We start from the raw sequence: 10,789 nt of genomic DNA, 5'->3' as shown, positions 1-10,789 counted from the left end.
CCGGCAATTTTTATACAATCGGGCAATGACCCTGTAGGAAAGCAACGCCGGCCCCACTTCATGGATAGACCGAACGAAGGAATGTATGCGCGAAGACGCTGTGAGATGTGGGAGGGTTTGTCACCATGAGTATTGTGGGATGAGAAGGTGCGATCATAGCAGTGAAAATTCCCATTTTTTTCAAAAAGAGAAGGATGGCTTATTAAGTGCACCCTTCTACATTAAAATTATGCTTACACGGTCTTAAATATCGTTAATGAGTAAAAAATAAAATGAAATTCTAAGAAAAACAAAGAAAACAAGAGAAAACGTTAGTATATAGAGGGAGTATAAAAATTTAAATGTTTATAGTATAAGAAAAACTATGCCATTTGCCATAAGACTTGGCGACAAGCCAAGTTTATCTAATTGGTTTGGCTTCCTTTATAGTTTTGCAATTGCTTCTTCTATATCGGGAGCTTTAGTAATTGCCGATATAACAGAAACGCCATCAGCGCCCGCTTCCATAACAGCTACCGCATTTTCCGTGTTAATTCCGCCTATCCCAACAATTGGCATGTTGGGGTACAGCCGTTTTATTTCTGTTATAAAGCCTGTACCTACTGCCATCTTTGCATCTTCTTTTGTCGAAGTCGGGAAAATGGGGCCGACGCCAAGATAGTCCACGTAATCCAGCGGGCTGGCATGCAGTTCTTCTAGGTTAGAAACAGAAAGTCCAATCCATTTATTTGGAAACTGTTGGCGCAATTCTTTTGCGTCTTTATCATCTTGACCGACATGTATGCCATCAGTCTCTAAAACTTCTGTTAACTCTACATCATCATTGATAAAAAACGGAATGTTATGTTGACGACAGATAGCGCGCAATTCTTTTCCTAATTGTATTTTTTGGTTGCCAGATAAAGCATCAGATCCTTTTTCCCGATATTGAAAAGCTGTAATACCTGCCTGAATCGCTTCTCTTAAAACTTGCTTCGGGTCTCGATCACAATTTTGGCTCCCCATGATGAAATATTTACGTAAAGCTGTTTGTAAATGCAAGCCTCTAGCCTCCTTATTTACTTAACGTTTAGCTTTTGCGAAAGGAAAGTTTTTCTACATATTATTTGGTGTTAAGTTGATCTATTTCATTGGACAATGCGTCAATAAAGGCCGGAAGAAAGCTGCCAGAACCTTGAACATGCTCTTGTTTAGCAGCATACTCGGCTGCTAATCCATAAAATTGTACGGCTGCAAATGCTTGTTCTTCTACTTTCGCATCTGTAGTTAGACAAGCAGCTATAATAGAGCCTAGCAAACAACCAGCACCTGTAATTTTTTCCAAATAGACATGCCCGCTTCTGTTTTCTATTACTGTTTCATTGTTACTACAAATATAGTCTGTCTCTCCAGTTACTACAGCAGTCGTATGATACATGTTGGCTACTTTTTTAGCAATCTCTTTTCCATCACCATCTCCGACAGACTCTACCCCCTTTACTTTCCATGGCATATCAACTAGCTTAGCCATTTCGCCGGCATTTCCTTTAATAACAGTAAATTGTACTTCTTGTAATAATTGTTTAACGACATCTTTACGAAATGATGTGGCGCCAATGCCAACAGGGTCTAGTACTACTGGGATGTCTTTTTTGTTGGCGGCTTTACCAGCAAGCTTCATTGCTGGTAGCTCTGTCAATGTTGATGTACCAATATTTATAAGCACACCATTAGAAATGGACGCCATTTCTTCTGCTTCTTCTGTTGCTTTTGCCATAATCGGTGAAGCCCCAAAAGCTAGTAAACCATTAGCAGTAAAATTCATCACGACTTCATTTGTCAAATTATGAATTAACGGATTGGCCTCCCTAACTTGCTCTATAATTGATGTATTCATTGTTTCACCCTTTCTTCACGAATTCCCCAATGGTTGGTAGGGCCGTTCCCAGCGCCTAATGGGAAAGAATGCTTAATAGCTGCTGTAACAAATTGTTTAGCCTCTTTTACCGCTTCATATAACGGCAGTCCTTTAGCTAAATGAGCGGTAATGGCTGCCGAGTACGTACAACCAGTGCCATGCGTACTTGTTGTGTCAAAGCGTTTGGAGTGAAAGGTATGCATCTTATGTCCATCATATAAATAGTCAATGGCATCTCCATGCATATGTCCACCTTTTACTAGGGCAGCCCGAGCACCATGTTTATCCACTATTTCTTTGGCTGCTTCTTGTAAATCGTTAACATCATGGATTTTGTTGCCAGTAATAAATTCTGCTTCTGGAATATTTGGCGTAACAACAGTTGCTAAAGGTAGAAGCTGTTCTTTTAAATAATCTCTTGCTTCTTCGGCAATTAAAGGATCGCCGCTAGTAGCAACCATAACAGGGTCCATGACGTAGTATGCGTCTGTACTAGTAAGTTGTTTTTGGATGACGCGCATCATCGATTCATTGGCAATCATGCCTGTTTTTAGACTGTGTACAGGCATGTCAGAAAAAACAGATTGCAATTGCTCATCTATCATATCAATAGGGATATGGTGGACATTTTGTACACCAGTTGTATTTTGTGCAACAATCGATGTGATGACGGACATACCATAAACAGTTAACTCTTGAAATGTTTTCAGATCTGCCTGAATACCTGCACCTCCACTTGGGTCAGTTCCTGCAATCGTTAATGCACATGGAATTGGTTTCAAATTATTCGCTTCCTTTCTTTATATAATTGCCAGTATATTTCGTGAACCATGATGGCTCATTTTCGAGCGAACTACTATCTAGAATGATTCCCAAACATATAAATAGTTATCATATAGTCTTGAGAGATAGGCTTGGAGTTAAAGCCAGTTTATTACTGCCTTTGTATACGAATCAGCTTATCTGTATTCACGCGTGAAACAATAAACCACCCTAAAAAAGCTCCAGAAATGCTACTTGCTAAAAATGACGGGACAAAGAATAGAGCTCCGGCACTACTGTCCATGAATAAGCGAGCAATGGGTACGGCAAGCAAGGATCCTACAATTCCAGTCCCTATACTTTCTCCAATGACAGCCCATCGTTTCTTCTCAAATCTACGATACAGTAAACCTGCAAACCATGCTCCTACCATGGCTCCTGGAAATGCTAATAAAGTTCCAAGTCCTAGCATATTTCGTAACAGACCAATCATAAAAGCTATTATTACAGCAGGTCCAGGTCCTAACGTAATAGCTGCCATCACATTAACAGCATGTTGCACGGGGTACGCTTTGGCAAATCCAGCAGGAAACCAAAGAAATTGTGCTGCTAGTGTGCCAATAGCAACAAAGACAGCCATTAATGTTAATGTGTATGTTTTTTTCATAGCATCACCTTGCTTTGTCTATTTTACTAAGAGGAAAGTAGTGAAGAATAGCATTTTTAATAGAAGTTGCTGTAAGGTTTCTTTCATTCTAAACGAGAAGTCGTTGTCGACGAATAGAATAGAACAAAAGGAACAAGCATAACGCCATGTTACTTATCCTATAAACCTTATCTTTTCCTAACATGCAAAAAAAGTCAGACCCCAGACAGAACCTGACTTAGAAGAAGAAATATAGAATGAGAATCTCTACTACTTCCCTCCGCTGGTCTTAACCAGATCAGGTCAATAAGAGTCAGAAGCTATTGCTTCTTCTCAGCCCATGATAGGCTCCCCTAGTAGTTCTTATAAAATATTCTACTAAAATATTAAACGCTAACACATCAAGCTTAACAAAATGGTAGATGTTTGTCATGGAAAAAGCTAGTACCTTTCCGCATCTTTATTACCTTGAATTGTACTTGCGTGGTTTAGAGATAGTTGTAAAGGGAAAATAATTGCCTGTTTTGAATAATGGCCTGCAAATCCACTTTCTATAAAATTACGGTCCATCTTTTATAGATGAAGTTAAAACATATTCAAAACTTTTAAAAGAAAGGTTAATAATTTCATGTGGACATGAATATGATAAGCATTACAAGATGGTTCTAAAATCCTAGTTTTTCATCGGTATATTAGAAACGCTTTCATGAAGAGATGTTGACCTACTCCATGAGATTATAGAAGGATAAATCAGAAAGTGAAAGGAGGGGGAACAAATCTATTACAAAATAAGTAAATGCAAGATATTCCTTACAGGTGATAATGAACCGGGGAAAAAACTGTTTTAATAGACTGAATTTTTAGTTTGTTAACAAGATACCTATTTGCGAGTTTAAAATGTAAAGGCATGACAACATCCACCGCAAATATATGGCAAGAAACTATCTATTTCTAAAGTTGAGGTGCTTTAGAGTGGTGGAAATTTGTAAGAAACGAGGTGAAATCAGAATGTCCAAAGAAGTCATACTGGAACTAAAAGATGTCCATACGCATTTTTTTACGGAAAAAGGGGAGGTTCCCGCTGTGAATGGGGTTCGTTTATCTGTATGTAAAGGAGAGGTCGTTGGTATTGTTGGAGAATCGGGCTGTGGAAAAAGCGTAACATCCTTATCCATCATGCAATTAATACCTAGCCCGCCTGGCAAAATTGTAAGTGGTGACATTTATTTTAAAGGGGAAAATATCGTATCAGCTTCTCCTAAAAGAATGAAACAGATACGGGGAAATGAAATTGCTATGATTTTTCAGGAACCAATGACATCTTTAGATCCTTTATTTACCATTGGTAATCAAATGATAGAAGCGATTCGACTACACGAAAAAATAAGCAAAAAAGAAGCGCGTAACAAAGCGATTACATTATTAGAACTTGTTGGAATTCCTAGGGCAAATGCTATTGTCGCTAGTTATCCGCATCAATTATCAGGTGGAATGCGACAGCGGGTCATGATTGCAATGGCGATGGCTTGCGAACCAGATTTGTTAATAGCGGATGAACCAACAACAGCACTTGATGTAACGATACAGGCACAAATACTCGATTTAATGCGACAGTTAAATCAAGAAAAACAGACAGCTATTCTGTTCATCACACATGATTTAGGTGTCGTCGCAGAGATTTGTGATCGCGTCGCAGTGATGTATGCTGGGCAAATCATTGAAGAAGGGACTACGAGAGAAATATTAAAATATCCTAACCACCCCTATACAAAAGGATTAATTCGTTCATTACCAAATGTGAAGAAAACAGAACAACAATTATATTCTATTCCAGGTACGGTTCCTAAGCCACAGAAGGAAAAAATAGGTTGTCGTTTTGCACCTCGTTGTGAATGGGCATTTGCACCATGTTTTCAAGCAAACCCTCCATTATATGAACTAGAAAATAACCGCACAAGTAGATGCTTTTTACATGAAAAGGAAGCATGATTGTTCCCATTAAAGCAAGCAGGAAGGAGGTAGAGGAGAAAGTGGTCCAACCATTGTTAGAAGTGAAAGGATTACAGAAACATTTTGCAGTTAAAGGCGGGGTATTTGGAAGGAAAAAGCGTGTTATCAAAGCTGTCGATGATGTCTCATTCAGTGTAAGAGAAGGAGAGATACTTGGTATTGTCGGAGAGTCAGGATGCGGAAAATCAACAACTGGAAAAGCCATTTTACGATTATTGGAGCCTTCGAGCGGGGAAGTGATGTTTGCTGGAAAAAGGATAAAGGATCTTGAAGCCAAAGAGTTGCGAAAGCTCCGCAAAGATATGCAAATTATTTTTCAAGATCCTTACGCTTCGTTAAATCCAAGACATACGGTTGAAAAAATCATTGCAGAACCGCTACTTGTTCATGGGATGGCAGCTAAAGCAGCACGTAAACAGCGTGTGAAAGAACTGTTAGAAATAGTTGGTTTAAATAGCTACCATGCTTCCAGATACCCGCATCAATTTAGTGGTGGACAACGGCAACGAATTGGTATTGCTAGAGCGTTAGCAAATCATCCTAAATTAATTATTTGCGATGAGGCTGTTTCTGCATTGGATGTATCTGTTCAGGCGCAAATCTTGAATTTAATGCAAAAATTGCGTGAAGAATTTCAATTGACTTATTTGTTTATTGCGCATGACTTAAGTGTTGTAAAGTATATTAGTGATCGTGTAGGGGTCATGTACTTGGGACGAATGATGGAATTAGCGGACAAGGATACATTGTATGAAAATCCAAAGCACCCATACACCCAAGCATTATTATCAGCTGTACCGACCCCAGATCCAGATGGTATACGAGAACGAATTATTTTAAAAGGGGATGTACCTAGCCCTGCAAATCCCCCACCAGGTTGTGTCTTTCATACACGATGCCCGCAAGCAATGGATATTTGTAAAACAGCTAAACCTGCTTTCCAAGAGATGGAAGCGAATCATTTTATTGCTTGTCATTTATACACGTGAAAGCATGTTGTATAAAGGGATGTGCACGATTGAAAATGGTTAGCGAGCATGAAAAAACTTACTAGTGCATATGAAGTGCTCATTAAATGTGTGAGGGTAAAATGTAGAACTTCGTGTTCGTTTACACGATAGGAAAGCATAAAAGTTTAAAGGTTTATCGTATAACATTACAGCTTTCGCCCATAAGGAATTGGCGACAAGCCAAGTCTTTCTAACTAAAAAATTTTAAGGGGGAAGAAAAATGAAGGGAAAATGCGCGATTTGGTTTATTTTCATGCTGCTATGTATGTTATTTCTAGCAGCGTGTAGTGGTGATGGTGGAGCAAAAACGGACAAAGCGGAGGAGGAAAGTGGTGGTGCAAGTGAAGAGGGTACTAAGGGCGAAAAAGAGGCAACGGCTAACGAAGAGCAGGTATTAGTATTTGGCCGTGGTGGTGATTCAGTTAGTTTAGATTTTGCGAGTGTTTCTGATGGGGAATCCTTGCGTGTTACAGAGAATATTTATGAAAGTTTACTCGATTATGATAAAGAATCGTTTGAGGTAGTTCCAGGCTTAGCGCATGACTGGGAAGTATCTGATGATGGTTTACGGTACACATTTTTTCTAGAAGAAGGCGTTACTTTCCATGATGGCACACCATTTAATGCGGAAGCTGTAAAGGTGAATTTCGAACGTTGGGCCGACCCTGAACATACGTATGCATTTGCGGATGAGGGATACGCTTATCCATTGTATGGCAGTATGTTTGGCGGGTATAAAGGCGATGAAGCACATAATATTAAAGAAATAAATATAGTGAATGATTATGAAGTGGAATTTGTTTTAAACGCACCTCAAGGACCTTTTTTACAAAATATGGCTATGTCCTATTTTGCAATGACTTCACCAACTGCTTTAGAAAAATATGGTTCTACTATTAATGAAAATCCTGTAGGGACAGGCCCGTTCAAATTTGTTAGCTGGAGTAAGAATGATCAGATCGTGCTAGAGAAAAATGCTAATTACCATAAAGAAGGATTACCCAAATTAGATCAAATTATTTTTGAAGTTATTCCAGAAAACTCAGCTAGGTTAATCGCGTTGCGTTCTGGAGAAGTGGATATTATTGATGGAATTAATCCAGATGATGCAGCTAGTATTGAGTCAGAAGAAGGGCTTGATTTATATGTGCGGGGTGAAAATAACATTGGCTTTTTAGGGATGAATGTAGAAAAAGAGCCGTTAAATGACAAATTAGTTCGCCAAGCGATCAATTATGCGGTAGATACAGATGCGATTGTCGAGGCGCTTTATGCAGGTTATGCAACGACAGCAGCGAATCTAATTCCACCAAATTATTTGGGGTATAATGATGAATTAGAGCCTTACGCGCATGATGTAGAGCAAGCGAAGGAATTATTAGCTGAAGCAGGCTATGCGGATGGATTTGAAATGGACTTATGGGTGATGCCTGTATCGCGACCATACATGCCAGATCCTGAAACAGTTGCTGAAATAGTCCAAAGCAATTTACAAGAGATTGGTATTACAACAAATATTGTCCGTGAAGAATGGGCTCCATATTTAGAAAAAACAGGTAAAGGGGAGCAGGATTTATATTTGCTTGGTTGGTCAGGCTCAAATGGTGATCCAGATTATTTCTTTGACAGTTTGCTACATGGAGATAGCATTGGCGGAGAAAATCGTTCTTTCTTTCAAAATGATGAAGTGGATAAATTAATCGATCAAGCTGGTGCAGAAATCGATCAAGATAAGCGGGCAGCATTGTATAAACAAGTGCAAACCATTCTTCATGAAGAAGTTCCAGGGGTAAATATTGTTCACTCAACACCGCTAGTTGCAGCTAAAAATAAAGTGAAAAACTTTATACCACATCCATCTACAAGTGACCCGCTAGAAGAAGTGGAAATAGCAACGGAATAAAGGGGTGTAGGTATAAAGGTGCTTGACTAAAGGGTTACGTTGGTTTGCTAAATGATGAGCTCATGGATAGGAATTGAAACGATCTAAGCTTAATAAACATAAAATCCATTCATTTTTCCGAATTTTTAAACTATGGAGGGTTCTTAAAGAACAGTTTGTATAGGAATCATAGAAGAGGTTGTTTTCGCACTTGGTGAAAAAGAAGCAATCAGATTGCTTTTTGAACAGTCGATAAGGTATGGATACATGATTTTTCATTATAGAAATGATGATACTTTGAGGTGAATCATGAAGCAAAACGATGGTGTCTTTTTGCTATAAACATGTCATTAAAAATAAGGTGTACCGCAACACACTCTCCCTTTAAAATCTAGGACAACAAAAAGTGAAGGGAGAGATAGCGGTACATCAATTCCGATATCTGCACTGGAGAAAAAGAGCGGCTACATGATTTAAAAGATTCCCTTTATAGAAAAAGTTCAGTTTTTCTATTGGTACCAACATAGATTGGAATGGAGGTGAAAAGGTGACTGCATATATCATGCGCCGTTTACTGCATGTCATTCCAGTATTACTTGGAATGACAGTTATTACGTTTTCCATTGTACATTTAATACCTGGTAATCCGGCGCAAACAATTTTAGGGGAAGCAGCTACACAAGAAGCTGTAGAAAATTTAGAAGAAAATATGGGTTTAAATGAACCATATCTAACTCAGTATGGAATTTATGTTACCGATTTATTGAAAGGTGATTTAGGAACGTCCTTACGATCTAAAGCTGCAATTACGGAAGAAATTTGGCCGCATATTGCAGCGACATTTGAACTAACTTTCTTTGCCATGTTATTTGCTGTATGTATCGGTGTGAACGCAGGAATTATTAGTGCGTGGAAGCAAAATTCGTGGTTTGACTTATTAGCGATGCTTTTTGCGCTTGTCGGTGTCTCCATCCCTGTATTCTGGTTAGCGCTGATGGAGCAATGGATGTTTGCCCAAGAACTTGGGTGGTTCCCTGCCTATGGGCGAGAAGATAGCAGAGATCCAATTGCAGCCATTACGCATTTTTACGTACTTGATGCCCTGATTCATTTAGACTTTTCAAGGGCATTAACGATCCTAAAGCATCTCGTACTACCGAGCATTGCATTAGGAACGATTCCAATGGCAATTATTGCGAGAATGACCCGTTCTAGTATGTTGGAAGTGATGCAATCTGATTATATTCGTACAGTCCGTGCTAAAGGATCAGGGCAGTTCCTTGTTATTTATAAACACGCTTTAAAAAATGCTACAATCCCCGTCCTGACAGTTATTGGTTTACAAACAGGCGTCCTTTTGGGGGGAGCTATTTTAACGGAGACAATCTTCAGTTGGCCAGGAATTGGCAGGTATGTATACGAAGCAATCAATTATCGTGATTATCCCGTCATTCAATCGGGCATTTTAGTCATTGCCTTCCTCTTTGTCATTATTAATTTAATTGTCGACATTTTATACACGTTCATTGACCCGAGAGTCAAATATTAGGGGGTGATGGAATGGGTCCAGAAAGTGATAAAAAGCAAGATCAGCTACCGTTAACCAACCCTGTTACACTTTCTCCGCAATTCGAAGCTGATGATATGGAAGAAACGTCCCCGTGGAAAGATACAATGAAGCAATTGAGAAAGAATCGTTTTGCGATGGTTGGTTTTTCCATTATACTATTTTTTATTTTATTTGGGCTAGTAGCGCCGTTATTGACATCGTATTCTTATGAAGAACAAGCATTGGGCAACCGTCTGCAACCTCCGTCAAAAGAGCATTGGTTTGGTACGGATGATGTTGGAAGAGATATATTCACCCGGATTGCTTATGGTGCTCGGGTTTCGTTACAGGTGGGTTTTTTTGCTGTTACAGGAGCGCTTGTGTTTGGAACGTTATTAGGTATGGTTGCCGGCTATTTTGGACGGTGGGTCGATACAATTATTTCGCGCGTATTTGATATATTATTAGCCTTCCCTAGTATTTTATTAGCAATTGCCATCGTGGCTATTTTAGGAGCTTCTTTGCAAAATGCCTTAATTGCTATTGCCATTATTAACATACCCATTTTTGGTAGAATTGTTCGATCAAAAGTAATTAGTTTGCGAGAAGAGGAATTTATTATGGCTGCAAGAGCGCAAGGAATGAAGAGTGGGCGCATTATTTTCCATCATATTTTACCAAATAGTGCTGCACCAATTATTGTACAAGCTACATTAGGGTTTGGAACAGCTATATTAGACGCAGCGGCATTAGGATTCTTAGGATTAGGGGCGCAACCACCAACTCCGGAATGGGGAGCAATGTTGGCAGGGTCGCGGGATTTCATTCAACTTGCACCTTGGACATTAATTTTTCCCGGTGTTTCCATTATGTTGGTAGTGTTAGGCTTTAACCTTATCGGTGATGGGTTACGCGATGCGTTAGACCCTAAAATGAAAACGTAAATCCGAATGAGCAGATCCGAAATGATACGTATTTTGGATCTGTTTTATTTCTGCGATTTTTGGTATTGTATGATCATACAGAGATAAAC

At 39.1% G+C, this 10,789-nt stretch carries 9 protein-coding genes and 1 riboswitch; of the genes, 5 read left to right on the top strand and 4 right to left on the bottom strand.

What is annotated here, in order from left to right:
* Nucleotides 1-423: 423 nt before the first annotated feature.
* From thiE to thiW, 4 genes are all read right to left on the bottom strand, one after another.
* Complete coding sequence (gene thiE, locus BUB45_RS18280) at nt 424-1,005, bottom strand: thiamine phosphate synthase (protein WP_084723812.1); 582 nt, start codon at nt 1,003-1,005, stop codon at nt 424-426.
* A 97-nt stretch (nt 1,006-1,102) separates the two neighbouring features.
* Nucleotides 1,103-1,876, bottom strand: a complete 774-nt coding sequence (gene thiM, locus BUB45_RS18275; protein WP_073013148.1) for a hydroxyethylthiazole kinase — start codon at nt 1,874-1,876, stop codon at nt 1,103-1,105.
* On the bottom strand, nt 1,873-2,679 hold the full coding sequence (thiD, locus tag BUB45_RS18270) for a bifunctional hydroxymethylpyrimidine kinase/phosphomethylpyrimidine kinase (RefSeq protein ID WP_073013146.1): 807 nt from the start codon (nt 2,677-2,679) through the stop codon (nt 1,873-1,875). Before thiD ends, thiM begins: the two co-directional genes overlap by 4 nt.
* A gap of 152 nt (nt 2,680-2,831) precedes the next feature.
* Nucleotides 2,832-3,326 (bottom strand): energy coupling factor transporter S component ThiW, encoded by a 495-nt coding sequence (thiW, locus tag BUB45_RS18265; protein ID WP_073013144.1) that lies wholly within the window; start codon nt 3,324-3,326, stop codon nt 2,832-2,834.
* A 237-nt stretch (nt 3,327-3,563) separates the two neighbouring features.
* A riboswitch (TPP riboswitch) is annotated at nt 3,564-3,670 on the bottom strand.
* 643 nt (nt 3,671-4,313) lie between these two features.
* Here thiW and BUB45_RS18260 point away from each other — a divergent pair.
* From BUB45_RS18260 to nikC, 5 genes are all read left to right on the top strand, one after another.
* Nucleotides 4,314-5,294, top strand: a complete 981-nt coding sequence (locus BUB45_RS18260) for an ABC transporter ATP-binding protein (RefSeq protein ID WP_073013143.1) — start codon at nt 4,314-4,316, stop codon at nt 5,292-5,294.
* Between the two features lie 41 nt (nt 5,295-5,335).
* Nucleotides 5,336-6,304, top strand: coding sequence for an ABC transporter ATP-binding protein (locus BUB45_RS18255; RefSeq protein WP_073013152.1), 969 nt, complete (start codon nt 5,336-5,338; stop codon nt 6,302-6,304).
* Nucleotides 6,305-6,545: 241 nt separating this feature from the next.
* Complete coding sequence (locus BUB45_RS18250; RefSeq protein WP_073013141.1) at nt 6,546-8,228, top strand: ABC transporter substrate-binding protein; 1,683 nt, start codon at nt 6,546-6,548, stop codon at nt 8,226-8,228.
* A 526-nt stretch (nt 8,229-8,754) separates the two neighbouring features.
* Nucleotides 8,755-9,756 (top strand): ABC transporter permease, encoded by a 1,002-nt coding sequence (locus BUB45_RS18245; protein WP_073013139.1) that lies wholly within the window; start codon nt 8,755-8,757, stop codon nt 9,754-9,756.
* Nucleotides 9,757-9,851: 95 nt separating this feature from the next.
* The gene (gene nikC, locus BUB45_RS18240) at nt 9,852-10,700 is read left to right on the top strand and encodes a nickel transporter permease (protein ID WP_244527771.1); all 849 of its coding nucleotides are present in this window, start codon (nt 9,852-9,854) and stop codon (nt 10,698-10,700) included.
* Nucleotides 10,701-10,789 lie beyond the last annotated feature (89 nt).

It is taken from the genome of Virgibacillus chiguensis, assembly GCF_900129865.1.
Lineage (GTDB): Bacteria > Bacillota > Bacilli > Bacillales > Amphibacillaceae > Virgibacillus > Virgibacillus chiguensis.
Note: the sequence above shows the minus strand (reverse complement) of the source record. Positions and strands in the feature narration are given on the sequence as shown.

Bases quoted from the DNA above. Each gene is read 5' to 3' on its own strand.
- thiE (WP_084723812.1), bottom strand. From the start codon at position 1,005: ATGGGGAGCCAAAATTGTGATCGAGACCCGAAGCAAGTTTTAAGAGAA.
- thiM (WP_073013148.1), bottom strand. From the start codon at position 1,876: ATGAATACATCAATTATAGAGCAAGTTAGGGAGGCCAATCCGTTAATT.
- thiW (WP_073013144.1), bottom strand. From the start codon at position 3,326: ATGAAAAAAACATACACATTAACATTAATGGCTGTCTTTGTTGCTATT.
- BUB45_RS18260 (WP_073013143.1), top strand. From the start codon at position 4,314: ATGTCCAAAGAAGTCATACTGGAACTAAAAGATGTCCATACGCATTTT.
- BUB45_RS18250 (WP_073013141.1), top strand. From the start codon at position 6,546: ATGAAGGGAAAATGCGCGATTTGGTTTATTTTCATGCTGCTATGTATG.
- nikC (WP_244527771.1), top strand. From the start codon at position 9,852: ATGGAAGAAACGTCCCCGTGGAAAGATACAATGAAGCAATTGAGAAAG.